Source organism: Herpetosiphon sp. NSE202, from assembly GCF_042688385.1.
In the GTDB taxonomy this organism is placed as follows: domain Bacteria; phylum Chloroflexota; class Chloroflexia; order Chloroflexales; family Herpetosiphonaceae; genus Herpetosiphon.
The window spans coordinates 346,211-371,155 of sequence record NZ_JBHUPY010000012.1; the positions used below are offsets into that span (position 1 = coordinate 346,211).

The window sequence follows — 24,945 nt, forward strand, 5'->3', positions numbered from 1 at the left end:
TAGTTAATTGAACTGTGGGCAATGAAGCATTTAAGCCCCCAAAATCTGTGATACGATAACTTGAGTGATTATCGAATGTATGGATTGGCATGCAAACGGCGACGTTACGTTTAATCGAGCACCCAAGCGTTTCAAGCAACCAGCGGCGTTGGCTGAGTTTACTCTGCATCCTTATGCTTGGTTGGCTGAATCCGCTGAGTTGCTTATGGCATTGCGATCGCTCAAATCAATTGAGCGAAGCAAATCAACCGCTCGATGCGGGAATATTTATCTGTTTGATTGCCGAATCGCAGCCACCAGCCAGTGGCTTGCATACTCATGCTCCCAACTCAAACCCCAATCCAGCCAACCAAGGGCTATTTAAACTCCTTGGTTATGATGGCTTGATGATGATGTTAATCTGGCGTTGGCGTAAATACTGCGCTGCGCCACTGATTTGGCAAAGCCAAGCCTCACAGCCACCGCTTGCACCGCCGCCAAAATGAGCGCATATCAATTAAATTGCTACTGAATAATGCTATTTTTGAGGAGTATTTTGTGTTAAAACGACTTTTGATCTGTTTATTAGTATTGACAAGTTTGGTTGCGTGTGGCGGCAATGATGGGGCGCAGGTACCGGCTCCGGTCGAAAAAACCGTTGATGGCGTGACGCTCAAGCTCACGTCGGAAAGCCCGCTGAGCCAAAACACCGACCAAACGTGGGTGATTAATGTCAGCCAAAATGGTCAGCCCGTTGATAATGCCGATGTCTATTTGGATATTGATATGCCGTCGATGCCGATGGGCCAGAACAAGCCCTTGGCCAAAGGCGAAGGCAACGGCAATTATCGCGCCCAAGGCATCTACACCATGAGCGGGGCGTGGTCAGTGAGCGTGTTTGCCGAATTTGCTGGCAAAGAATATCAAGCCAATTTTGATTTTAACGTCCCTGAATAAACCCAAGTAAGTAGCCCTTCATTAAACCTGAAGGGCTAGTTCAATCACACTTTAGCCTTGATCAGACTTGACAAATTCGCTAACTTCGGGCATTATTGGCGCTAACACAACCGATGCGGGAGTAGCGCAATGGTAGCGCATCTGCCTTCCAAGCAGATGGTTGCGAGTTCGAGTCTCGTCTCCCGCTCCAAATACAACATCAAATTGTTGGGGAAACAGCGGCGCAAACGCCGCTGTTGGCTTTATACGAACCACTAATCCCTCACGAACCACCACTTTCACCAGTAATTCCTGTACAATTCTTCGTTGCTCGTGTAATCCAACCGCGTTCAACAACATGGGGACATTGCGCAAATACGTTGCTGCTTTCGTAATATCGATTTGCTGCGGTTGTTTTGGCTGCTCGTCGAAGCGTGCTTTGAGTTTGGCCACTTCCCGGTTATAGACTGCATCAGACAGATTGCCGTGCGACCATGCCAGGGTAAGTCGATCAATTCGCGCTTGAATGTTCGCGTGATCAATCGCTGGCGGTGGCGTAGGATGTCGCTGGCGAAGTCCCTCCATAACCCGTTGAATTTGGTCATCGTCGAGCATGAAACTGGCAAGCATATCCAAAACCATTTGATCGACTTTGGTCATGCGTGAAAGCGGAGCATTACAGGTGCGACGACTATTGCCACTACAGCGGTAATAATAGATGGGCGTTGCTTTGCCCATATTACTATTCACATGCTGCCACATCGTGGCTCCGCAGCGCTCACAACAGATAATCGACATGATTAAGCCTTTAATGGTTGCCTTGGGCTTCTGCATGATCCGGCGTTCACCGCTGCGCTCATTGCGAATCGCTTGGCATGCTTGCCACACATCCTCGGTTACCAGTGGCTCGTGATTCCCTTGATACTCCTTTCCACAATGCACATAGCCCAAATAGGCTCGGCTGCTCAGCACCGCCCGAATAAAATCACGGGTGCAATGGCGAGATTGCAGTTCATTGATGTGATCAGCGAGGGCACTGAGCGAATATTGACCGGTGGCATACAAGGTGAAAATTTGGCGAATATACTGGGCGTTGTCATCAGGGGCAATCGTGTTTTTATCAAGTGCGCGATAGCCCCATGGGACGGTTCCTACCCAGTGGCCGCGGGCCGCTTTTTCTTGCAAGCCCTTCTGGGTGTGCCAGCGTAGGTTGTCCCGATATTGTTGATTGATGATACCCATGAACTGAGCCATGAGCATCGATTGCGGATTGGCGCTATCAAAGCCATCTTTCAAGGCAATCAAGCGCACGCGGAGATTCATGAAGTCATGCAAGATGTTTTCTTGAATCCGCATCCCACGGGCCAAACGACTGAGGTCGTGGACCAGAATCACATCAAAGCACTTGAGTTTGGCATCGTGGCGGAGTTGATCCAGTGCGGGCCGTGATTCCTTCGCACCACTCACCCCTTCATCGGTATAGGTTTTGACATGCATCCACTGTTGCTCGTCGATGTAGACTAAACATTTCGCTTCTTGGGCCGAGAGCGAAAAATCCGATTGTTCCTCCGTACTAATACGCCGATAGATCGCTATTCGCATGCTGCTTTCCTCCTGTGTCCTCTATAGTACACAAGTTCGCAAGAATATCGATCAAGGTATTGATCAAGCCATGGTCGGTGCCAGGGTCGGCTGGCTCAATTTCAATAAAAAAAACTGCCTCGGTGGGCAGTGTGGGTTGAATTTGCACTTGGACACTCATCAGCTGGTCATCTCCTCTAGCTCCAGATCGAAATTATGATAGCGATCATCACATTGCAGGCGATTCACAATCCGCCAAGCGGTGGTGTAATCGTAGGTTTGGGCAAATTGCTTGGGGACTAGAAGATCATGGCGATCGAGATAGCGAATTTGGTTTGTTCGCCGTTGAGTTATCCGAATCCTATATTGCGGCGGTTGGTCTAGTTCCATCGAATTAGCTCCATGTTTTCAATGGGCAAGCCATCATAGACCGCGCTGAAGAAGCTGAGCATTTCGGCAACATTAGTGAAGCCATCGGCTTGGGCCAAGGCTAGTTCATCGGCGGCGGTCATTTTTGCTCCATCAAGCTCAATTCCATTGGCACTGATCCGCACCGACTGAACGCTCGCGCATGTTGCTTTCCGCAGCAGACGGCAGTGCTTTGTGCGCATTCCGGTATAGAGCTTGAGTTGATCACCAGGTTTGGTTGGGTGTTTGCGCTTCGGGCGAATCGTGCAGGATTTCGTGCCACTAGCAACCGCATCGGCAAACTGGGGCTTGAAGTTATACGCTGGCATGTATTGTCCTCATGTTGGTTGATGCTTGTCACTTAAGCGGCGAAAGCACTCGATCGCTGCTTGTTTTTCTGCATTGGTAATCGGTTTGGGTTCTGGTTGTGGTTGGTTGGGTTGGGGATCGGGGGTTGATGGTTGGTGATCAGGTGTAGGTTTATTCTCGGTAGCCACAAAGCACCTCATCAATGAATCGCTTGGCCAACGTCACCGCATGCTTTTTCGATTGCACATTCGCCATAATTTTGGTATGACGTTTGCCGTGTGTGATGATCTTGATGACTGTGCGCTCAGGCGAATGATAGATGGTACAAAACCCATAGGGCGTTTCCATCAAGTAGAACTCATCGGTATGCCAGAGACCGCCAGAGCCTGATACAGGATAGGCAGATTGGTCAATCAGAAACGGTTTGCTCATCGTGTGGTTGCTCCTCATGTGGGGTGGTTCCATCAAACGGATTCATCAAACAAGCTCCAAGGCTAATTGGGTTACTTCGCGTTTGGGCTGGGCCATGGGTTCGTTGGGCAGTGGTGCAGCCAACGCGGCCTGTTGGGCTGGAGTGAGCCACTTGGCCATGCGCCACGGCGCAAGCATGCGATTGGTGATGAGGTTTCGAGCAGCGGCAAGATTGCCATTGTGTAAATGCTCTTGAATCTCCAAGCGCGTGCCAACAAGATTGATCAGGGTGCTCATGCGGCAGCCAGCAAGGGAATGATAATTTTGCGGCAGCCGCAGCGCTGCGAGGTGAACTCGATATAGCCAGCATCGCGCAGCACCAACAGCGCTTGGGCAACGGTGCTATACCCGAGTTTGACTTCAGTAGCAAGATCGCGCACGGTCGCTTGTGGTCGAAGACTCACTGCAGCCCACACCAGCCGCGCGGCGGTAAAACTCACCGGTTTGCGGCGCATCAGGCGGCCCCCAGTCGATCCATCGGATCACGGCGACGATAATCAGCAGCGTTCAAAACCACCAACTGGCCCTGCACCGCATCGAGCAGGCGGCTACATAAGCGCATCCCAAAACGACGATTGGCTTCGGTGGTGTTCGGGTGTAAGTTGCTGGTAATCACGGTTGGACGTTGATATTCGTAGCGCTCGTTGAGCAACTGGAACAAGGTTTCTTTGCCCCAATCGGTGGCATTCTCGGCCCCAAGATCATCGAGCAGCAGAATTGGGGCTTTGCGGAAGAGTTCGAATTGCTCATCGAAGCTATTCTTGGGCTTGGCGCTAGTTTGGTCGAAGGTCGAACGGAGCAAGCGCAAAGCATCGGGTGCAGTTGACCAGACGACTTCGAAGCCACTGGCTTGCAGCTCGTTGCCAATCGCTTGGGCTAAGTGGGTTTTGCCACAGCCTGGATTGCCAACCAAGGTCAAAAATCCATCGGGGTTGGCCGCAAAAGCTTGGGCGGCCCCAACCGCAACCCCAACGCCAGCAACCGCGTTATCGAAGGTAGCGAAGGTCTTGCCGCGAAATGAGGCTAGGCCGCTTTTGGCATGTAATTCACCACGTCGGCGCTCATTTTGGCGTTGTTGCAGGCATTGGCAGGTTTGCAATTTGCCAAACATCTGGTGATGAATATCGACATCGTAAACAAAATAGCCTGCACCGTTGCAGTGTGGGCAGGTTGCGTTTGGTTCCCACGGTAGGCTGGGCGGTGATGGTTGTGGCTCTGGTGGCGTGAGCACACTGGCCAAGTTTGAATTAATGCGTTGCATAGATTCCTCGTAAGGCAGCTTCAAGCGGTGTCAGCCAGTAGCTGAAGCGTCGCCGGAAGCGCTCGTTATGTTTGGGGATTTCAATTTCGCCGCGTTCCTCAATCCAGATAGCTTGCCTCATCCACGAGGCCATCTCTGCGGGCAAGCCATGATCAGCAGGCAACCACGCGGGCCATTCAGCCACTTGTTCATCAGACTGGGTTGGCTCGGCAGCGGCGGGTTGAGCAGCAGGCTGGCGATGCAAGCCAGCGCGCAAATTCTCGACGATCTGCGCAGGGTGATAGCCTGCGGCATCGGCATGGGCTAAATAGGCCTTGACTTGGGCATAATCCTCATGGGCAAATTCACGAGCAGCGCCAATGGGCGGATTATGGTTTCGGAGCAGAAGATAGGTCTCGGTCGCAACTTGTGATCGGCGTGATGGTTTCTCGACGACAACAACATCATCATTTGCATCATGCGACGCAGGAGTTGATGTTGTTGGGAAGTCTTTGGGAAGTCTCTGTGTAGTTGTTGTATTTGTCTGCGATTCTGTTGGGGGAGGTGTGCCATTAGAATCACCCACCTCTGCCATTCTATTGGGAGAGGTATGCGATTCTGTTGAGGGAGGTATGGCATTAGAATCACAGAGGGGGGTGCTAATCTTGGCAATGGCATGGGCAATCGGGGCAACATAGAGCAAATTGGTTAAGCGCTGCCCATTCACGGTTTCCGAGCGAAATTCGCGCACAATTAACCCCTTTTCGACCAAGGCGTTAATGCCTGCTTTGACTTGGGCTTTGGTAAACCCATATTGATCAGCAAAGTTGTCGTAGCTGCGCTGGAGCATATCCGCGCGAAATTTCTTGCGACTGCCTGTGACATGGCCCGTGGTTTCGTTGCGGAGAATGGTTGGGCGATACCAATAGACAATGTCGGAAAGCAAGATCACCGCACAGGCATGGGGCTTTCCATTCTCGAATGTAATATGTTGAAACCACGCTGGCGGTACAATATTGCCCTCGATTGGCAGTTGGCCAATCGCATCAACCCATGCATTTCCGGTTGTCATAGCACACCTTTAAACAAATGAGCGCCCCGCAAGGCGCTCAGCAAAACGATCAGTTAGTTATCAAAGACTTCATCACGCTCGGCCTGTTCAGCAGCGGTTGGGCGCTTGTTTCGGCGGAAGAGATGGGCTTTGGGGCAGGTTTCCCAATGGGTTTGCTCGATTCGTTGGCCATGGCCATTGGTGTTGTAGGGCATCGTGCCAACCCATACAATTTCGGCTGCGCAGCCACGGCATTTGGCAATCCGTTCGCGCTTGGTTGGTTGTTCAGAAACTGGGCTAGGGTTGGGCTGAGGTGGTGCAGCTGGCAGCGATCGTGATTCCGATGTGCCAATAATTTCGCCATGCTCATCGATCGTGACCACTCGCGCATCAGGGATACTGCTCGTTTCCGTTTCATCAAGCATTCCCAGCCCAGCAAACGAAAGCGTTACTCTGCGCTTGGCCTTCGTTTCGGCCTTCATCATGGCATTTGCACGGTTATCGCCTTTCAAGCCCTCAATAGCCACGGCCCCAATTGCTTCATCGCGGCGGCCTTGATCATTTTCAGCCCGCGCGGTAACAACGTAGACCCCTTCAACCAGTTCGCGGCTCACAATCGTGACGCTAATGTTGTCGCGTTTACGCAGCTGCTCGGTGCAATCTTTACTGGCATACAACTGGAGCTTGCCGTTGAGTTGCAGATATTGAAATGGGCGGGTTAATGGATTTAGCCCCAACGATTCGCAAACCCGATGATAGTATTCAACCCGTTGCGGTGGGGTGAGTTTGGCAAGATCGCCCTGGACAACGACTTGCTCAATTAGTGATAAAGCAGTGCTCATACATCCTCGCCATTTGCTGCATTCAGTGCGCTGTGACTTTTAATCGGGCCACTAATTGATTGACCGAGCGGTGCCAACCATGCAAATCGGCGCTGATCGGAATTTTCATCTTCATTGCGCCACTCAAATTGTAAAAACGAAGCACCACCGCGGCTCTTGCAAAAGGTTATTTTGAGATTGAGATCAGGATCGAAGTTGCCATTGTAGCCAAGGTTTTGGAGAAGAATATCGAAGAGATCGAGATCAACGAACATCGAGCCAGCATCGGTACTGGTAAACACAATTTCGTTCCACTGCTCTACTAATTCGTTGGCTGCGCGACCAATAAGTATTTGTTGAACCGTTTCACCAACTACGATACAATCGGTGTTTGGCTCATGAAGAACTAACCCACTATCCGAATAGTTCGTGATAGTAGCGTTATCGGTAATAATGATGCTGTCGATCATTGGTAACTCCTACTAAACATGCTATACTGGCAAAAGCTTCAAACAAAAAGCACCAATTCATCTTGACCATGAATCGGTGCTGGTGAACGGTAAACGAAAGCCCATTGGCCTATGCCGTGGGCTTTTTGTTTGGACATTGTGTCCGTGCTGCCGTGCGAAGTGCTTCTTCGCGCTCGGCGACCTCAATCCAAGCCCTCACTTTGGGGTCGGCTTGGACTGCATGGAACGCCGCACGGCGCTCAACTTGATCGGCCTTGCGTTGTCGCTCTCGGTAGGCTTCAATAGCATCACCTAGATTTTCGAATTCACCATCACTGGTGTGAATCCAAGCTGTCATTGACATGCTCCTCAACATAGTACGATGGCAAACAGTCCAAGCCGATAACACCAATATCTGCGAATACTGCTCGCGCAACAGTGGTAAGTTGGCGCTGAATAATCAGCGCCTCTTCTTGGTCAAGCGTGCCAATGGCCAAGGCCACATCGGCCTCGCCATAGTTCATGACAATTTGAAAACTCATTCTTTTTTTGGCTCCTTCTCAGTTGCATCACGCAGCGCGATCAGGCGTTGGCGTTGCTTGGCCAACTCTTCACGCCCTTTTTGAACAAACTGCAAAATTACAGGTTCGCGGGAACGTTGGGCGATTTCAACGAACGCGTCGTCGGCGTTGCCCCGCAACGCCAATGCATCCGTGATCTCCGCCCAACGCTCATGCTGTTTAGTGCTGGCCATAGGTATCGATAAAGTCCTGTGTCAGCGGTTCGGGAACCGACCGACTAAGCTGCCCAGCGGTAAATGCGGCCTGATCTTTGGCGCTAAATACCTTGCGCAGCCAATAGCCAAGAATCACCACCAGCCCCGCTCCACCCGATAAGAGCAACAAGGCCACTCCAAAAAAGAGATAAATCGGGCTAACCAGCCAACAGAAAAGCGAGAACCATGCAATGATCGTGAGCATGCCGATCATGTAGGTGATGGGTGGGCGTAACCTCCATGGGTTATCCCACAAGACAAGGTGCTCAGTGGCCAAGCTAATGGCACAGCCAAGCGTGCAAATAAGCAGTTCAATCATCACAACCTCATCAATAAACTGAGATACAAAAACGACTCCCTGTAGTAATATTTTGATAGTGTGCTTTGGGCAGGCATGCGTGAATTCCTGCCTGAACAATTGCAAGGCTCGTCCATGATCGCAAAACAAAACCGTGCGATCATCGGACTGGCAGATCCCGCGCTGGGTGCGCGCAACATCTTGCAACGTCCTTCGAGACTCTTGTGGAATCTCGCAACTTGTTAAGGTGCCAGTGGTGAGCAGGTTATGGGCTGCTCAGGCCAAAGCTTTTACTCGGTATAAGCAACGGCAACGGTATAGGTATGGCGCTTTTCGGCAATGTCGGTTTCAGGATCAAAGGCATAGGCCGTAGAGAGACTCGTTGGAACGATGGTTGGATTACTTTCAAGCCATTCATTGACTTTCCGCTCGGCTAACGCTGCTGCAAGGTAGGCATCATCTTCGCGAGTGACCGAAAAAACTTTGACTTTGGCTGCCATCAAAAACTCCTGTCGATTGATGATTGATAATTAGTTGCTGGTGACGCTTCCAGCGCTGCAATATGGCTTGCAGCCGATAGCCGCTATCCTTAGGAATTGAAACTAAAACTTGGTCAGGCTGGTGTAGTGGTAATCGCGGAGCAGGGTGTCCGCATCACTTTGGGTTGCACGACTCCCAAGCGATTGGCCGTTGATGTAGGCCGAGTAATCGCGATCTTTGATGCAGTGAAAAACACCATTCGCAGCACGTTGTGTTGTACAGACAGGGCACGTGCATTGCGGCTTTTTGGCTTTGCGGTTCTTCTTGATTTTGGTTGTTGGCTTGAGAGGGCTAATCGGGGCAGCGGATATTGGAAAGGCCTGCGTTGGGACAGGATAGGATGGGGCGAAGGCTTGCATTGATGACCGACGAATGTGAATAGTATCAATCGTTTGCATGGTTGGCTCCTTACTAGTGATAGTTATGCTGCTTGGTTATGATCAGATTGTTGAATTAAATCAATAGTTGAATCAATTAAATCAACAGGTAAAAAAAAGGGAATGAGATGATCATTTACGGCCCACCTTAGGAGACAACTAACGCTCACACCTTTTATCTCAGCAATTCTTTCTAAGTAGGGAATGGTAGATTCTTCCAAAAGAACTTGTTTACGCACTAGTTTCATACAAATGCTCCTGTTGAATTAATTCAATTATAGATCTAATTCAATGAAGAGTCAACACTTTGTACACATATGTTGTGTACAATCTAAGGATTATGATATGATGCACTTAATTAGCCCTCTCAAGACTGCATTGGGGAACGGAATGGCAAACGGATTAGCGGCGTTTTTACGAGCTGAACTAAATGCAAGAGGCTGGCTGGATAGCCAGCTTGCAGATGCCGCAGGTATTGATCGATCAACTCTTAGTAATATTTTTAAGAACCCTCAATCGGTTCCAAAGCTAGAGACGCTTGATCGATTAAGCCAAGCATTGAATATCCCTCTGGCACGATTTATTACAGTTTGCGGCTTCGATATTGATCTTCGAGGAGAGTTACCAGAAGAACAGATTTCGATTCTGGTGAACTCATTACCGGAGCTGCGATCGGTTGTTTCAGATCTAGCACAACTCCAGGCTGAGGATTTACGCGTAATTCAGGCCTATATTCAAGGGTATCTTCACAAGAAGTAGTCCGCGCTTCAAGCATAGCATCTACAAATTTGATAATCTTTGAACGCAAATTTCCGTGTATAGTGGAATTTTCTCGTAGATGGTTCATTTATTATCCCCTAGAATAAATTACTGATTAGCCTAATTTACTATCAACAGAGGCTCAAAAATGACTACAGGTTTGATTTATCTTATCAAATCTGAGATGGATACACGAGAATGGAATCAGACAAAATTGTCTGAAATATCAGGAATTCCTGACTCAACTATATCCAAGATTCTCAAAAATCCAAATCAGATACCAAAATTAGAAAATCTTGCAGCATTGGCTCATGCCTTTGAGATACCTCTAGCCAGAATTATTGCTGCATGTGGTTTTGATGTTACTAGCACTGAAACACAAGATGGTCAACGACTACAAACTATTGTTTCAGCAATTCCGGACTTTCAACGTCTTGTAGAAGAGATGATGACCTTTTCTCCTCTCGATCAAGCTGATGTTCTGGCATATATTGAAATGCGTCGTCTGTATCGACAGAAAAATATAGTCTAAAGATTGCATCAACCTTAATACAATACCTCCTCTTATTTGATTACGAAATCATAAATACTCCTAATTATTTTTTGAACTGTTCTGCAAATCGAACATTTTATTCAAAAAATGCTCCACCTACGTGGAGTGCTTGCTTGGTTGATTGTTTCCTCAACCTCGTGTATTATGTGTCGGATTGTACACTAAATCGAACATCTGTCAATCCCTGAATTTCGTCCTATTACCATTCCCTTGAGAGGTGTTTCATGCTTGGGTTATCCAGTCTCCTGTCGCAAGAACTGGCTTCCCGCAACTGGTCGTTGCGGGAACTTGCCACACGCTCTGGCATTGCCGTTTCAACCCTCTCCAATCTCATCAATAAGCCCGATGTCATGCCCGATCTTCGTACCTTGAATGCCTTGGCTATTAGCCTCAACCTGCCCATCCGCCAGCTTGTTGAAGCCTGTGGCATTCCTGTGGACGCTCACCCCAGCGATGAGGATGCCACCATCCAAGCCCTCATCACTGCCGTCCCCGAGGTACGCATGTTTCTGAACTTATTGGGTCAACTCTCGCCCGATGATCGTGCTGCTATCCTGTCTCATTTGCGCTGGAAAGTCGAAACGTCGACGAACGCCTGATCGCCATCCTGACAAGCGGGTTGTCCCCGACCCGCTTTGTTTTGATCATCAACCACTGGTCGCTCCCCCACTGATTGACTCTCGTCGACAAGCTGCCGATCAATGTCAACACTTTCTATCCAGTCAAGCACAGCGGTCTTATTGTTGTGTGCTGCCGAATACTGCTCCAACAGTTCTACACCGACACGAACATGGTGAACCTGGGCATCCGCATCAGCAGGCGTGGCATGATGCATTGAACCAGCGGTTACGCGGCGGGCATTGACCACAAGATCAAGCCCTCCACAAACCCCTGAGCGGAGAAGATGGTCACACGACATGGTGTTGTCCCTCTAACTGGGGTGAATGAGCGAGCACCGACAGCGAAGAAGTGAGCAAATAATGCCGATGCAATAGTAAAAATTATGATTGAAACGTTTTATTTTTGCAAGTACAACAAACACCGGAATCACGCACAAATAGCTTTTCTTGCTCATATGTTAACGATATTCTTATAAATCCTCATTAAATACCATTAAAAGCACATAAATTTAGCCGTCATGATGAAATATATTTTTATTCCAGACAAGGAATAGTTAATGTAATTATCTCCTTATGCGTTGCAAATAATCCTCTTGAGTGATCCAAACGTGGAATAGTTTTACACCGATTAACCCAAAAGAATTATTCCACATGTGGCAGTATCAATTGTAAACAGGGCAGAGCGCTGATTGTTTACAATTGATAGCAATTGATAACAGCGTTCTGTGAGGATGTTTACGAGTGTTATCAATTGATAACAGGGTCGAGAAGCAAAGCGACAACAAACGTTGTTGGTTTATTGTTGCTCGCTGCGGCTACTGCCAGATCGACAACACATGATGCTGTTTTATTGTCGAAAGCGCGTAGCATCATTTATCAACAACAACAAACCAACAACATAGCGCGAATAGAGCGATAACATAGCGCGAACAATTGTTGTTGCTTTGCTCCAGCCTAGCCACCAGCTGCTAAATCTATACCTTATGCTACGAACATGCCGCGCGATCCTTTTCTAATGGGATGAAATACGTTTTTGACACCAATTTTTCGTCCAATATTGGATTCAAAACAGCCTTATGTAACCGGACCGCGCAAACCGTTCAATTTAGGGCCTTGCAAAGCCCTAAAAAATAGGGTATATTCGAATGACCGCAATCCTCGTGAGGGGATTAAAACAGCATATTGCTCACCCGTATAGGCCACATGATGCGGCTATTCGAATGACCGCAATCCTCGTGAGGGGATTAAAACATTTATTTGCCTATGTCTTTCTTGCCTTGGTTCACAATGTATTCGAATGACCGCAATCCTCGTGAGGGGATTAAAACACACATAAACCGTTAAACGATTGAGCGAGAAAAATAATAATTCGAATGACCGCAATCCTCGTGAGGGGATTAAAACAGCTTTTGTCGTACGGATACGACGCTTGCACGAGTTCCATTCGAATGACCGCAATCCTCGTGAGGGGATTAAAACTGTCACTCTCGCGGCTGTTGGTCTGCCTAATACGTACGAATTCGAATGACCGCAATCCTCGTGAGGGGATTAAAACTACCAAGCGAGTGGAATAATGTTGCCATGAAAGGTCATGATTCGAAAGACCGAAATCCTCGTGAGGGGATTAAAACCCAAGAGAAAGACCAGAAACATCCTTATCATGTGAAATTCGAATGACCTCAATCCTCGTGAGAGGATTAAAACGGTATATAACGCAGCCTTAAGGTTTCGACCTAGAGCGCCATTCGAATGACCTAAATCCTCGTGAGGGGATTACATCATTCCCAGTGCGCTGACATGAGCTTTGTTTTCTCGCCTAAATCAAATACTTGCAATCCTCGGAAGGGGATTAGAATACCTGGCGTAGATTTAAGGCTTTTCCGGTTGGTGTTGCCATTGTAATAACCGCAATCCTCGGCAGGGGATTACAACATTAGCCGTTTTAACATGATGTGCCAACAGGTGTTGAATTCGAAATCTCTAAATCCTCGCGAGGGGATTAAAACGTGTATTGGAAAAAACGTTCGATCATGGCGGTGGCTCCTTGTATTCGAAACACCTAAATCCTCGTGAGGGGATTACAACACACATAGCGATAGCCAGTTTCGATCCCGACAATCTCAATCAATTCGAAAGACCGCAATCCTCGTGTGAGGATTAAAAAACATCTTTATCGTGGGAATCATAAAGAGATAATAAATCGATTCGAAACACCGCAATCCTCGCAAGGGGATTAAAACAGATACATTTTAAGCGTATTCAGTGCCACTCCTAGGAGACTAAATTCGAAAGACCGCAATCCTCGTGAGGGGATTAAAACGCAGTTGCCATGGTAGTATCCCCTTTATAGATAATGATATATTCGAAAGACCGCAATCCTCGCGAGGGGATTAAAACTCAATCAGCGCACACCACACGGCGAACCACAACAAGATTCGAAAGACCGCAATCCTCGCGAGGGGATTAAAACCTACTAGTTACATTAGAGGCGCACGGCCTTAATATTTGTATTCGCAACATCGCAATCCTCGCGAGGGGATTAAAACCTACTACGCAACTATTCTTTTGGTAATGTGCGTTTTTGTATTCGAAAGACCGCAATCCTCGCGAGGGGATTAAACCAGCAGCTTGGCAGCGATCCCCGTTTGGCCCGATCCATTCGAAACACCGCAATCCTCGCGAGGGGATTAAAACGGTGGCCGATGATTACGGCTATGTTGGTTGTCGCCAGTTTTGATTCGAATGACCTCAATCCTCGTGAGGGGATTAAAACTGAATACGTCAACCGCTTTCAAACCCTCTTCTTTTGTCAATTCGAAAGACCTGAATCCTCGTGAGGGGATTAAAACACACTCAGGTTGCCGCCACGCTTGGCCTTGGCTACGATTCGAAAGACCGCAATCCTCGCGAGGGGATTAAAACCTCGCTAACGTGATAGTCTCACGTGAGACTCGACGCTTTATTCGAAAGACCGCAATCCTCGTGAGGGGATTACAACCAATCAGTCACTTGCACGCCACTATAATCGAAATTATCCATTCGAAAGACCACAATCCTCGCGAGGGTATTAAAACTGAGCAATCGTGATCGGTTCGTAGGTGGTTACTACGAAATTCGAAAGACCTCAATCCTTGTGAGGGGATTAAAACTTGAACGTTTTCACGCTTCGGCATGGTTGCTCGGGGGTCTTCGAATGGTCACAATCCTCGCGAGGGGATTAAAACGATCATATCCCCGTACATATCGCTATACGCGAAGGTAAATTCGAATGACCTAAATCCTCGCGAGGGGATTAAAACGGTAGTGGATCAGATGTAAATAGTCTGGGTGGACAGTTTTATTCGAAACACCGCAATCCTCGCGAGGGGATTAAAACAGTAAATCAGGCATTAGCCAGATGAGGCTAATATTAATTCGAAACACCGCAATCCTCGCGAGGGGATTAAAACCGTATTGAGCGTCTGTGAAGATACGGATGTCCTCGCGGATTCGAAACACCGCAATCCTCGCGAGGGGATTAAAACTCTTCGTCGTCGTTAGTTTCGTCGTGGGTCGAATGGTTGATTCGAAACACCTCAATCCTCGCTCGGGGATTAAAACATAACAGCATCCAGCGTGGGCGTTTCCTCAAAGGAGAGGATTCGAAACACCTCAATCCTCGCGAGGGGATTAAAACTCATCAATGGTGTAACCACGCAGGCTCAGGCCCCGTTCATTCGAAAGACCTGAATCCTCGCTCGGGGATTAAAACGGAAGTCTTGCTTGATCTATTTTGTTTGCTGTAATGTAAATTCGAAAGACCTCAATCCTCGCGAGGGGATTAAAACAAACTCAATCATCGTTGCCCCCATTGCCACCATAGTGGCGATTCGAAAGACCTAAATCCTCGCGAGGGGATTAAAACTGATAGTTGTGCTTGGTGTTGCTGTGGAAGTCATCAAATATTCGAAGCACCTAAATCCTCGTCAGGGGATTAAAACGTCAAATCCTCTTGCACAATCGGATAGCGACCGCCAAATTCGAAATACCTCAATCCTCGCTCGGGGATTAAAATGCCACCAGATGGCGAATGGTGTGCAGTACACCTTGCTGCTTATTCGAAAGACCGCAATCCTCGCGAGGGGATTAAAATAACATAACGAACGACTGAACCAACTCCACAACATCGCTAAATTCGAAACACCTCAATCCTCGTGCGGGGATTAAAACTTGCTTGATAATGAACCGAAATGCAGCTTCGTATGGGTTGGATTCGAATGACCTAAATCCTCGTGAGGGGATTAAAACTCATAGGCAATGTGATTTTGGCGCGTGAATGATTCGGCAATTCGAAACACCTCAATCCTCGCGAGGGGATTAAAACCCACCGATATAACGCAAAAGCCTATCCTACTAAATCCATTCGAAACACCTAAATCCTCACGAGGGGATTAAAACGACGGGCTAGCGGTACAATCACCTACCGTACCTAACTATTCGAAAGGCCTGAATCCTCGCGAGGGGATTAAAACGCTGGGCTAGTGCGATAGGCCACCGGGATGGCGTTATATATTCGAAAGACCTGAATCCTCGTTGGGGGATTAAAACATATTCGAGAAAGCAGCTTGGGCCACGAGCCAAGCGGCGATTCGAAAAACCTGAATCCTCGTTGGGGGATTAAAACGCGTAGCAATTTTTGCAGCCGTCGCTAACCTTCATACAACATTCGAAAGACCTCAATCCTCGTGCGGGGATTAAAATCCACGACCGTCAATGTGCACAAGGCCCGCCTTGGAGTAGATTCGAAAGACCTTAATCCTCGCTAGGGGATTAAAACGAAAAGAGCGAATTCCGTAGCTCGCCGTTCTTGGAGTAATAGCCAGACTACAATCCTCGTGAGGGGACTAGAAACACCACCCAGTAGGGTGGTGTTTCTGTTTAAGCATATAACTGAATTGCATAAAACGGAGTCTATATGATGGCTGATTGTGCTCTATTTAAGATCATTATAGCTTCTATTGTTTACTAACTAAACTTATGCTAGGATATTCGCATCTAACAGGCCTTTTGTTGATTGATGATGTCGTTGATCCTGCGACAACAAATAAAAATGCTACCAGAAACGCCTAGCAACACGATCCTATCTTAAAGAGTCAATGCTCCACATAATATTTGTGACATAACTCGGCGATAGGGTAGAATCAACAAAAGGCCAGATTATCTTTTACCTCTATAAGAATCAAATACTATAACTGGATGTCTATGAGTATAGAAGATTTAAGCACAGAAGAATTGGCTGACAGATTTAGAGGTCTAATATATAGGTATGATCTTGCTCAATTATTGGATATCGAAGAGAAAACACTAAACTTTTATCTTTATAAAGCATCTAATAATTATATAAGGTTTGAGATTCCAAAGAAATCTGGCGGATTTCGTGAAATATTTGCGCCTAATCCTCCGTTAAAAGTAATTCAACAAAAAGTCTCTACTATATTATCAAGTATTTATCCATCAGTATATAAAAATCATCCCCCTGCTCATGGATTTATAAAAAATCGTAGTATAGTTACGAATGCAAAACTCCATATTCGGAAAAGATATATACTTAATATAGATATAAAAGACTTCTTTCCGACAATTACATTTAGTCGAGTTAGAGGCTTATTAATGGCGTGGCCATACCAATGTACTGCTGATATTGCAACAGCTATTGCACAACTATGTTGTTTTCAAGGAAAGTTGCCTCAAGGTGCACCTACATCCCCCATCATTTCGAATATGATCTGTTCTAGGTTAGATAGTGACCTCCGTAATCTTGCTAAAAAAAATCGTTGTTATTATTCTCGCTATGCTGATGACATTACTTTTTCTACAAATGTAAAAAATTTCCCTTCTAGTATAGCAATGATATCCGAAGAAACACAAAAGTTGCAGATTAGTGAAGAATTATTAGAAATTATCACTAAGAATTATTTTACCATCAATCCTGACAAATCAAGATTACAAACAAATATACAACGTCAAGAAGTAACAGGTTTAGTTGTAAATGAGAAAGTCAATGTTACCCGCCGCTATATTAGACAAATTCGAGCAATGTTACATGCATGGAAAAAGTTTGGTTATGATTTGGCGCAAGAGGAGTACTATAACAAGTATATGAGTGAATATAATTCTTCAAAAGAAAATAAAGCTTTATTCAAAAATATTCTACGAGGAAAAATAGAGTTTTTAGGGATGGTCAGAGGGAAATCTGATCATTTATATCAAAATTTCTATCGTCAACTTGGATCTATTGATAATACTTTAATCTCAGAATCTCTTTTAAGAAGTTTTGATACAAAATATAGAGTTATTCTTTGTACTGAAGGAAAAACTGATATAATGCACCTAAAAAATGCATTATATAAATTAAGAAATGAAGGTTATTATCAAAATATTGAAATCCAGTTTGATGAAAATAATAGTGATAAAGGTAGTCCAGGGTTAGTAACTTTTTGTGAACAAAACTCAAGAATAAAACATGATATTCCTATAATTTGTATGTTTGATAGAGATGAACCTGATATACTAAAGAAAATAACTGGTCAAAATAGAGATATTAAGCATTGGGATAACAGCAATGTTTTCTCATTTGCTATTCCTGTACCTATAAATCGATTAGATGAAGATAATAATTCTATATCCATAGAGTTTTATTATTCTGATACAGAAATTAAGACCCTTTCTAATGAAGGAAGAAGGCTATATATTAACAATGAGTTTAATATAAAAACCAAAAGACATAATATTGATAGAGAGCTAAATACTACCTTTCAAAAGAAAGGATCACAAGGTGTGATTTATATTATTGACAGTCATGTATATAATTCTAACGAAGATAATGTTGCATTATCAAAAAATGATTTTGCTTCAAATATTTTAAATCAAAAAGAAGGTTTTGATAATTTTAGTATTCACAATTTTAAACTGATATTTGATATCATTCAAGATATAGCAAGAGAATCAAAAAATCAATAATCTCATATCCAGCTTCTCTTATCGTGATTCCATCGATATCGAAAAGGAAATCTTCTAATATCTTTGGCAAGAAAACGATTGCCTTTTATCCAAAGATGCCATTCGCGTGCATCTACCCTTAGCAAATTCGGACTTTGCTTAAGTTCTTGAATATGATTCTTGAGTGATTCATTCAGAATCTGAAGAGTAATTTTATCCATTGAGCCGTCGACTTTATCAATAGTCTTACCTTGCTTCGTCTTAATTAGCACAGTAATGATACGATTCTCGCGATATCGTTTTATAACATAATATACTTCACGATATTTCTTACCAGAAGCGTAGTAATAATCAACCATTTTTCCAGCATGAATTTCTTCACGATTTGCATGTTGCCACTCGGCTCGTCGCTGTTGTTCCTGCCATTGCTTCTTAGATATTTCCAGCCGTTGCTCAGATAGCTCTCGTAGTTTTGCTTCTTGATCAATTCGCAATTGTGCTTGCTCTAGACATGGATTGCAGATCCATGAGTTTTTGATCGTTGATGAATTGCAGATTGGTAGTGGTATTGATGGGTTCCATGGCGATTTTCCTTCATAGAGCGAGCGATCACCAGCAACTTCAATCCAAAGAATTTTCCGATCTGCTAAATAATCGGCTTTACCTTGACTAACCGGATGTGTCACTACGATTTCGATAGCAGCAATAACCACATTATTACGAAGTAATGCAATATCAGGACGGACAAAATGGGTATGATACTCAACTTTCACATCATCCCACCCTTCTAACCAGATAGTATCTCGTGTTGTTCCACACTGATGTTGACATACTTCAGTAAGGAGAATTGATTGCGATTGCTGTAACTGCTTCGCAATGTAAAACTTCGTATTGAGATGTAATGCTGTTTCAGGCTTAGTAGTATCACAATAGGAATCATGCTTGTGGGCATAGTGATAGACCCGTTGCTGACCTAGCTTCATAATCACTTGTTCATTACACACAGGACAAAAAGCTACAGGTCTATCTTCAGGCGAAAGATAAGCAAATTCGCGTACATGAGCAAGCGCATTATTGACAAGAACCCAAGCTGGTTCTGCTTGAAATCGATGCATCGCTAAATCCTACTATGTTGTGGCTAATCGACGAACTAACTTTCGATATAAAGGATCGGTATAGCGTTCGCTTCCATCCATACCCTGCCAAATTGTAGGAATCACACTTTGAACATCTGCATAGTATTGCATGGTGGCTTTTCGACGTAGTGTTGATGTATTTCCAAGGTCAGTAATAATTTGTTGATGGAGTGGGTGTTTACTGAGAATGAGTGCTTCATTACGTTGAATCAATTTTTCCATTATCTTGAGACTTGGAAGGTAATCCAATTTATCCAAATTACAAAACTCATGAGCAATGACTAAGTTCCATACCGCATCATGCTGAAGAACTTGGCGTGGCAATACATGATCAACTGCTGCTTGCTGGCCAAGCAGCGACTCACTACAGTAAAAACAGTGATCATCTTGGTATGCTTGAAGCATTGTCCCAACACGAGCCAAGGATCGTCGCTCATACCCACGCTGGAGATAGAAAGTACGAATATCATTGATTAATGTACTTTGGGTACGTTTTTGATCAAAAGCACTCTCTAGTAATCCCCAGCGCCCATCAATTTCTTCGATAAGTTGCTGCCGATCAGTTTTTTCGGGTACATGAAAGATCGCATCAGTTAATACAATACCATGAGGTGTTGATTGATAGAATGTCACCGGTAGAGGCTGACCTCCAACGGTATGAAATCTTGGCAACACATCATCAAATGCTTGGCGTACTACAGCATCGATCGCCTCTACTTCAGTAATACTATCCTTCGTATAACGCGTAACAATTTGCTCCATAACCGCTTGTCGCCATGGATGAGATAGTTGGGGTAGCGGATTTTTCAATCGTTCTTGATACCGATTTAGAAATGCTCGAGCAAGATCTTCCCTTGACAGCGTTGTTTTGCCTTGTTGTGATGTCTCGAGTAAGACCAATGCAAGCGCTAACTTATAAGTCGATGTATTCAGACCATACAGCACTACTGAGCGCCAGTGATCAACCTCATTAAAGTCAACAGTCTCCGTCATACTTTCTCCTAAAAATACTCAATACGATTACGAGTTAGAAGCACTAGATAGAGAGTGAATTTTAGTATAGTATGGTCTATTATATTCCTCACCCATAAATAAAGCTATATTTTGCTTGTTCCTATACAAAAAATGCACGAAAATTGCATCTAAATAAGATAACCATCAGTTTGTTAAGGAGTCTTTGCATGCGTCGGCTCATCTTCCTTGTATGCTCTCTGAGTCTCATCGTCCTGCTTCTTCCACAAGCAGCCAATGCACACAACCTTTGCTTTGCACAATCAGCGTTTTGCCTTGATGATCCATTCTCGGATTATTGGGAAGCTAATGGCGGTCTCGCCGTTTTTGGTTATCCCATTAGCGCAGCTGCAGGTGAAGCTAATCCCGATACTGGGATGGTCTATCAAACACAATGGCTAGAGCGCAATCGCTTTGAGTACCATCCGGAAAATGTTGGTACTCCTTATGAAGTGCTCTTAGGATTGCTTGGAAAAGAGCGACTGACACAACTCGGTCGCACTGCTAATGCCCGCGAAGCTGGACCAATCCCAGGGTGTTTGTGGTTTGAGGAGACCGGGCATAATGTCTGTGATCAAGCTCCAAACCGAGGATTCAAAAGCTACTGGCAATCGCATGGATTAACGATACCTGGGCTTGATGTATACGCACGATCATTACAACTTTTTGGCCTCCCGCTTACTAGTGTAGCCACTGAAACGAATGCGAATGGAGATACTGTCCAAACGCAGTGGTTTGAGCGTGCCCGATTTGAATGGCATCCCAATAATCCTGATGAGTTTAAGGTATTGCTAGGGTTACTTGGGAGCGAAGTGCGAAGCGTAGCCCAGCCAACCACAATTCCGATGCCGCAACCAACAGGGCTTCCACTACCGACAGCAACGGCTCTTCCAACTACAACACCGACACTTACCCCAACATCTGTCCCACGATGCGATCCTTCCTATCCTGATGTCTGTATTGCACCACCACCGCCAGATCTCGATTGTGGCGACATCCCATATCGTCGATTTAGAGTTTTGGCACCCGATCCACACCGTTTTGATCGCGATAAAGATGGTATTGGCTGCGAAAGCTAATAAAATAGGTCGGCAGCATCACCTCCTCACTTAGATAGTGCTGCCGACCTATACCTGAATAACACAAATGTTTGTCTTGCATGGTGTGTTGGGGATTTGATACACTATAGAAGCCGTAATTACCAATAAAGAACGAGGAGAGATTACCATGAATTGGTCTCTGTTTTGGACTGGATTAAGCGCAGTGGCTACGGCCATTGGAGCATCGGGAACAATTATCGGGCTTTTTTATATTAATAAGCAACTTAAAAATATTAAAGATAATCAAGAAGCGAATGCAATTCAAACCATAGCCGATTCTGAACGTGATCTTTGGAAAATAGTTATGGATGATAGCGAAATGATAGATCTTACCGCACACCATTTAGATCTCGGTCAGGCCAAAATTGGTACAGCGCCTGTTAAACCTCGTTCGATTCTTAATCTTATATTATTTATTCGGCAATATGAGGCTATCTACTATCAATATAAAAAGAATATGATTCCTGAAGAAATATGGAAGCAATGGAAAGATAGTATGGGACATACTTTTTCAGATCCTCGAATTGTAGCTATTCTATATCATACAAGAATCGGATTCAATAGTAAATTTAGAGATTTCGTGAAGACAGAAATTTTACCCAATATAAACTCATTAACAGATTAAATTCATAGTATCAATCAAGTTTCATCGAGAATTGAGTATTAAATAAAATAGAGTCAGTACAAATTGTCATTCGAATGGCTACAATCCTCGCGAGGGGATTAAAACCACATTGGCGTTTGGTAGCAATCCTTATCGGTAACTTGGTATTCGAAAGACCACAATCCTCGTGAGGGGATTAAAACTCACCAGTTTTTTATTGCTGGTAGCTCTGCCAAAATTTGACTCGAACGACCTCAATCTTCGTGAGAGGATTAAAGCTTCATCAGGCGCACGATTGTAGCTCCGATAAACATACCGACTGAAAATTCTGAATCCTCGCGAGGGGACTGCAAGCACCGCCCAGGTGGGTGGTGTTTTTGTTTAAGCACAAATGTTTGTTTTGAAATGTTCGTTAGGATTTTGATATTATATTTGTTATCTAATTAAGAATTTAAGAAGGAGATATCATGGCTTCACCGATCAATTCCTACCCTTTTGAACACAATGGTGAGCAGTATGAGGTCCGGGTATTTGGTGAAGGGGATGGATATAAATTATTTATCTATAAAGGTGATGTACCAGTAACCTATCGCTGGTCAGGGAGTCTAGATTATGATATTGCCGAAATGTTTAGACTAGACTGGAAAGTTTCCGGCATCGAAGCTATTGCTGAGCACTTAATAGAGCTTTTTAAAAACGATCATAAATAGTAGTGTGATAGTTCAATATGTGGGATATGTGGGATATGTGGGATAAATTGCCACATTTTATTGACAAGTAGTACATGCGTGCTATAATTTCCGCAATCGTATCGACGCAACCAAATGAGGTCATGATGACAGCACGATTTCATGGCAAAGTTATTTTTGTTTTGGAATCGCCAGGCAACTGGCCCGAGGTTGCGCGAATAGTCACCATTAAACGCAACAACAACGAATCAGCGCTTTCCTTTCTCAAACGCTGCCAGCGCAATGGTGAAACGTTCAAACAACAACGATTTGCTTCAACCAAGCAATCTCTGACGGCGACGATGGAAGTGGACTACGCAGACGACCAGCCAACACTGGCGAAAATCATCCTCGCGCCGACCACTAATTAATGAAGAGCGAAGCTCGCTCTTTGTGTGACTAGCCTGCTTTTGGGCTAGCCATGGCGACCTAGGCAACTAGGCGCACGACTGATGCGATACCCGCAAGGTCGATACTCCCCGAATGTATTTGGGGCGTGTTGATCCTGCGGGTTTTTGTTGTTTTCAAGGATTTTTTCTATGGCCGAGGCTGAGTCAATCATCAAATTGGTGAATAGTAACGGGTTGCTCAGCGTGATCATCGTGCTGCTCGTGTTCTTTGGGAAGGCTGCAATGCCATCCATTACAAAAATGCTTGATCACATTGCAGAGTATTTCAATCCAACCCGTGCTGATGCGAAGGCAAAGCAGCAGAAAGAGGATGACGATCGCGAAGCTCGCTTACGCAAAGAAGAGCTCGATCTGTTGACACATTCCTATGATGGCGAATTGCTCGATGCCTACAAGAAAAATGCCGAGGTCAATGTCCAGGTCATTATGACGATGCAGGCTATTCAGACTAAGCTCCTCGATAGTGATTTGCTGACCCAAGCACAACTGTTACGCATTAGCCAAGGCGTTGCTGACAACCAACTGGGCGTTACCGACATCAAGACCGATGTTGCCCGCATTTTCACCGTGCTGCAACAAGAGCAGCCGAGCCGGACCCAAACGAAGCCCAACCAACCATTACCCATGTAGGAGGAAGCACCCCATGCTCGCAACCGTCAATTCCATCGCGAACACCCTTGTTCCCATCTTACTCTCGATCATTTTTGGCATCATCGCCAGCTCAGGCCCAGCGCTGATCAAACTTGGCACAGCCTTCATTAATTCCAAACTGACCAAACATCAACAATCGGTTCTTTATGCCGCCGTGAAGGTCGGCGAACGGGCCGCTGCTGCGCAAGGCTTTACCCCTGAGAACGCATGGGAATCGGCCAAAGACGTTGCGGTCAACGCTGCCATCGAGTATGCCAAGCGGTTTGGCATCTCCCTCGACCCAAAAACGCTCACACCGTTGATTGAGGCCGAGGCGGCCAAGCAAGAGCGCCTTCGGCCAATGGTGATTGATAGTTCGTTCGTGCCGGTTGTGACCGACGGAGTGTAGCCAATGGGTATCCTTGATTTGCCAGTTGTTGATATTCGGCATCTGCTGTTGCGTCGCCCATCGCGCCATCTCATTACACGGTCATTGAACAGCATTGGTGGTAGTGCAGTGCATTACAACGGTGACGCAACCGATATTGCCGTGCTTGAAAGCGCGGAGATTCGGCATCTTCAGGCAATTGCGAAGTATCACGTTGGGAAAATTTGGGGTTATGCTCAAGGCGTAGCTATTTATGGCCATGGGGTCATGTACCACTACGCCGTTGGGGCGAGCGGGACGATCTACTGGCTGCGCAACCAGAGCGACATCCTTTGGCATTGTGGCAATGCGACGGGCAACAACACAACTGTTGCCGTCCATGCGCCTATTGGTGGCAAGCAACGCCCAGCGGATAAACAATGGGATTCCATGATCAAACTGTTCAATGCGTTGGCTGATGATCGCGGGTTTCATGCGAAGTCCAAAACATTGGGTCATAAGGAGTGGAATCCTAGCGAATGCCCAGGCATCCCGCTGATGGACAAGATCAAAACGTGGAGAAATGAAACGGATCGCCTTGGTCGCTATGAAGTTATTAGCCCAGATGGGGCCAACGTTCGACAAGCGCCCACGACCCAAGCAGGAATTGCCGTGGTCTATCCGGTTGGTTATCAGTTTGATGTGTACGGCATTACCCGTGGTCAATCAATCGCCGGAATTGATGAATGGCTGAACAGTGGTGACATGCGTGGTTTTGTTCACCCTACAACATCGCGAAAGATAGGCTAATGAT

The 24,945-nt window shown here is 45.7% G+C and carries 32 protein-coding genes, 1 tRNA gene and 1 pseudogene; 14 read left to right on the plus strand and 20 right to left on the minus strand.

What is annotated here, in order from left to right:
* The first annotated feature begins 89 nt into the window (after positions 1-89).
* The 3 genes from ACFMKP_RS15925 to ACFMKP_RS15935 all read left to right on the plus strand — a co-directional run bounded on the left by ACFMKP_RS15925 (position 90) and on the right by ACFMKP_RS15935 (position 1,126).
* On the plus strand, positions 90-485 hold the full coding sequence (locus ACFMKP_RS15925; protein ID WP_382293033.1) for a hypothetical protein: 396 nt from the start codon (positions 90-92) through the stop codon (positions 483-485).
* A gap of 52 nt (positions 486-537) precedes the next feature.
* A complete protein-coding gene (locus ACFMKP_RS15930; RefSeq protein WP_382293035.1) occupies positions 538-936 on the plus strand; it encodes a FixH family protein in 399 nt (132 codons plus the stop codon).
* 115 nt (positions 937-1,051) lie between these two features.
* Positions 1,052-1,126 (plus strand) — tRNA-Gly (locus tag ACFMKP_RS15935).
* A gap of 425 nt (positions 1,127-1,551) precedes the next feature.
* Here ACFMKP_RS15935 and ACFMKP_RS15940 read toward each other — a convergent pair.
* From ACFMKP_RS15940 to ACFMKP_RS16025, 18 genes and pseudogenes are all read right to left on the minus strand, one after another.
* Positions 1,552-2,517, minus strand: a pseudogene (locus tag ACFMKP_RS15940) (recombinase family protein); the annotation flags it as partial.
* On the minus strand, positions 2,489-2,677 hold the full coding sequence (locus ACFMKP_RS15945; RefSeq protein WP_382293036.1) for a hypothetical protein: 189 nt from the start codon (positions 2,675-2,677) through the stop codon (positions 2,489-2,491). The pseudogene ACFMKP_RS15940 and the gene ACFMKP_RS15945, both read right to left, overlap by 29 nt.
* A complete protein-coding gene (locus tag ACFMKP_RS15950) occupies positions 2,677-2,886 on the minus strand; it encodes a hypothetical protein (RefSeq protein WP_382293038.1) in 210 nt (69 codons plus the stop codon). Before ACFMKP_RS15950 ends, ACFMKP_RS15945 begins: the two co-directional genes overlap by 1 nt.
* Complete coding sequence (locus tag ACFMKP_RS15955) at positions 2,877-3,233, minus strand: hypothetical protein (protein ID WP_382293040.1); 357 nt, start codon at positions 3,231-3,233, stop codon at positions 2,877-2,879. Before ACFMKP_RS15955 ends, ACFMKP_RS15950 begins: the two co-directional genes overlap by 10 nt.
* Before the next feature lie 151 nt (positions 3,234-3,384).
* Complete coding sequence (locus ACFMKP_RS15960) at positions 3,385-3,645, minus strand: hypothetical protein (RefSeq protein WP_382293042.1); 261 nt, start codon at positions 3,643-3,645, stop codon at positions 3,385-3,387.
* Positions 3,646-3,690: 45 nt separating this feature from the next.
* Complete coding sequence (locus tag ACFMKP_RS15965; protein ID WP_382293044.1) at positions 3,691-3,921, minus strand: hypothetical protein; 231 nt, start codon at positions 3,919-3,921, stop codon at positions 3,691-3,693.
* The gene (locus ACFMKP_RS15970) at positions 3,918-4,139 is read right to left on the minus strand and encodes a hypothetical protein (RefSeq protein ID WP_382293046.1); all 222 of its coding nucleotides are present in this window, start codon (positions 4,137-4,139) and stop codon (positions 3,918-3,920) included. The genes ACFMKP_RS15965 and ACFMKP_RS15970 overlap by 4 nt, the downstream gene beginning before the upstream one ends.
* Entirely contained in the window at positions 4,139-4,945 is an 807-nt protein-coding gene (locus ACFMKP_RS15975) for an ATP-binding protein (protein ID WP_382293048.1), read from the minus strand. Before ACFMKP_RS15975 ends, ACFMKP_RS15970 begins: the two co-directional genes overlap by 1 nt.
* Complete coding sequence (locus ACFMKP_RS15980) at positions 4,932-5,996, minus strand: hypothetical protein (RefSeq protein WP_382293050.1); 1,065 nt, start codon at positions 5,994-5,996, stop codon at positions 4,932-4,934. Before ACFMKP_RS15980 ends, ACFMKP_RS15975 begins: the two co-directional genes overlap by 14 nt.
* A 53-nt stretch (positions 5,997-6,049) precedes the next feature.
* Positions 6,050-6,817: a hypothetical protein gene (locus ACFMKP_RS15985; protein WP_382293052.1), complete on the minus strand. Its 768-nt coding sequence runs from the start codon at positions 6,815-6,817 to the stop codon at positions 6,050-6,052.
* A complete protein-coding gene (locus ACFMKP_RS15990) occupies positions 6,814-7,266 on the minus strand; it encodes a hypothetical protein (protein WP_382293053.1) in 453 nt (150 codons plus the stop codon). The genes ACFMKP_RS15985 and ACFMKP_RS15990 overlap by 4 nt, the downstream gene beginning before the upstream one ends.
* A 109-nt stretch (positions 7,267-7,375) precedes the next feature.
* Positions 7,376-7,603 (minus strand): hypothetical protein, encoded by a 228-nt coding sequence (locus tag ACFMKP_RS15995; protein ID WP_382293055.1) that lies wholly within the window; start codon positions 7,601-7,603, stop codon positions 7,376-7,378.
* Positions 7,578-7,787, minus strand: a complete 210-nt coding sequence (locus ACFMKP_RS16000) for a hypothetical protein (protein WP_382293057.1) — start codon at positions 7,785-7,787, stop codon at positions 7,578-7,580. The genes ACFMKP_RS15995 and ACFMKP_RS16000 overlap by 26 nt, the downstream gene beginning before the upstream one ends.
* On the minus strand, positions 7,784-7,999 hold the full coding sequence (locus ACFMKP_RS16005; protein ID WP_382293058.1) for a hypothetical protein: 216 nt from the start codon (positions 7,997-7,999) through the stop codon (positions 7,784-7,786). Before ACFMKP_RS16005 ends, ACFMKP_RS16000 begins: the two co-directional genes overlap by 4 nt.
* Positions 7,986-8,339 carry a hypothetical protein gene (locus tag ACFMKP_RS16010; RefSeq protein ID WP_382293060.1) on the minus strand — a complete coding sequence of 118 codons (354 nt, stop codon included), beginning with the start codon at positions 8,337-8,339 and terminating at the stop codon, positions 7,986-7,988. Before ACFMKP_RS16010 ends, ACFMKP_RS16005 begins: the two co-directional genes overlap by 14 nt.
* Positions 8,340-8,608: 269 nt before the next feature.
* Positions 8,609-8,818 carry a hypothetical protein gene (locus ACFMKP_RS16015; protein WP_152976663.1) on the minus strand — a complete coding sequence of 70 codons (210 nt, stop codon included), beginning with the start codon at positions 8,816-8,818 and terminating at the stop codon, positions 8,609-8,611.
* A 102-nt stretch (positions 8,819-8,920) separates the two neighbouring features.
* Positions 8,921-9,256 carry a hypothetical protein gene (locus tag ACFMKP_RS16020; RefSeq protein WP_382293062.1) on the minus strand — a complete coding sequence of 112 codons (336 nt, stop codon included), beginning with the start codon at positions 9,254-9,256 and terminating at the stop codon, positions 8,921-8,923.
* A 23-nt stretch (positions 9,257-9,279) separates the two neighbouring features.
* Positions 9,280-9,483 carry a hypothetical protein gene (locus ACFMKP_RS16025; RefSeq protein WP_382293064.1) on the minus strand — a complete coding sequence of 68 codons (204 nt, stop codon included), beginning with the start codon at positions 9,481-9,483 and terminating at the stop codon, positions 9,280-9,282.
* 97 nt (positions 9,484-9,580) lie between these two features.
* On the opposite strand from ACFMKP_RS16025, the gene ACFMKP_RS16030 reads away from it, so the two are divergent.
* From ACFMKP_RS16030 to ACFMKP_RS16045, 4 genes are all read left to right on the plus strand, one after another.
* Positions 9,581-9,994 (plus strand): helix-turn-helix domain-containing protein, encoded by a 414-nt coding sequence (locus ACFMKP_RS16030; protein WP_382293066.1) that lies wholly within the window; start codon positions 9,581-9,583, stop codon positions 9,992-9,994.
* Positions 9,995-10,142: 148 nt separating this feature from the next.
* The gene (locus ACFMKP_RS16035; RefSeq protein ID WP_382293068.1) at positions 10,143-10,526 is read left to right on the plus strand and encodes a helix-turn-helix domain-containing protein; all 384 of its coding nucleotides are present in this window, start codon (positions 10,143-10,145) and stop codon (positions 10,524-10,526) included.
* 245 nt (positions 10,527-10,771) lie between these two features.
* On the plus strand, positions 10,772-11,146 hold the full coding sequence (locus tag ACFMKP_RS16040; RefSeq protein WP_160319515.1) for a helix-turn-helix domain-containing protein: 375 nt from the start codon (positions 10,772-10,774) through the stop codon (positions 11,144-11,146).
* A gap of 5,262 nt (positions 11,147-16,408) precedes the next feature.
* A complete protein-coding gene (locus ACFMKP_RS16045) occupies positions 16,409-18,166 on the plus strand; it encodes a reverse transcriptase domain-containing protein (protein WP_382293070.1) in 1,758 nt (585 codons plus the stop codon).
* A 2-nt stretch (positions 18,167-18,168) separates the two neighbouring features.
* Here ACFMKP_RS16045 and ACFMKP_RS16050 read toward each other — a convergent pair whose 3' ends face one another.
* Entirely contained in the window at positions 18,169-19,260 is a 1,092-nt protein-coding gene (locus tag ACFMKP_RS16050; protein ID WP_382293072.1) for a competence protein CoiA family protein, read from the minus strand.
* A 12-nt stretch (positions 19,261-19,272) separates the two neighbouring features.
* The gene (locus ACFMKP_RS16055) at positions 19,273-20,274 is read right to left on the minus strand and encodes an HNH endonuclease (RefSeq protein WP_382293074.1); all 1,002 of its coding nucleotides are present in this window, start codon (positions 20,272-20,274) and stop codon (positions 19,273-19,275) included.
* A gap of 188 nt (positions 20,275-20,462) precedes the next feature.
* On the opposite strand from ACFMKP_RS16055, the gene ACFMKP_RS16060 reads away from it, so the two are divergent.
* The 7 genes from ACFMKP_RS16060 to ACFMKP_RS16090 all read left to right on the plus strand — a co-directional run bounded on the left by ACFMKP_RS16060 (position 20,463) and on the right by ACFMKP_RS16090 (position 24,941).
* Positions 20,463-21,371 (plus strand): hypothetical protein, encoded by a 909-nt coding sequence (locus ACFMKP_RS16060; protein ID WP_382293076.1) that lies wholly within the window; start codon positions 20,463-20,465, stop codon positions 21,369-21,371.
* A 148-nt stretch (positions 21,372-21,519) separates the two neighbouring features.
* Positions 21,520-22,017 carry a hypothetical protein gene (locus ACFMKP_RS16065; RefSeq protein ID WP_382293078.1) on the plus strand — a complete coding sequence of 166 codons (498 nt, stop codon included), beginning with the start codon at positions 21,520-21,522 and terminating at the stop codon, positions 22,015-22,017.
* Positions 22,018-22,463: 446 nt separating this feature from the next.
* Positions 22,464-22,706 (plus strand): hypothetical protein, encoded by a 243-nt coding sequence (locus ACFMKP_RS16070; protein WP_382293080.1) that lies wholly within the window; start codon positions 22,464-22,466, stop codon positions 22,704-22,706.
* Positions 22,707-22,828: 122 nt separating this feature from the next.
* Positions 22,829-23,095: a hypothetical protein gene (locus ACFMKP_RS16075; protein WP_382293082.1), complete on the plus strand. Its 267-nt coding sequence runs from the start codon at positions 22,829-22,831 to the stop codon at positions 23,093-23,095.
* 168 nt (positions 23,096-23,263) lie between these two features.
* Positions 23,264-23,764, plus strand: coding sequence for a hypothetical protein (locus ACFMKP_RS16080; protein WP_382293084.1), 501 nt, complete (start codon positions 23,264-23,266; stop codon positions 23,762-23,764).
* A 13-nt stretch (positions 23,765-23,777) separates the two neighbouring features.
* Complete coding sequence (locus tag ACFMKP_RS16085; RefSeq protein ID WP_382293086.1) at positions 23,778-24,173, plus strand: hypothetical protein; 396 nt, start codon at positions 23,778-23,780, stop codon at positions 24,171-24,173.
* 3 nt (positions 24,174-24,176) lie between these two features.
* Complete coding sequence (locus ACFMKP_RS16090; RefSeq protein ID WP_382293088.1) at positions 24,177-24,941, plus strand: N-acetylmuramoyl-L-alanine amidase; 765 nt, start codon at positions 24,177-24,179, stop codon at positions 24,939-24,941.
* Positions 24,942-24,945: the final 4 nt, after the last annotated feature.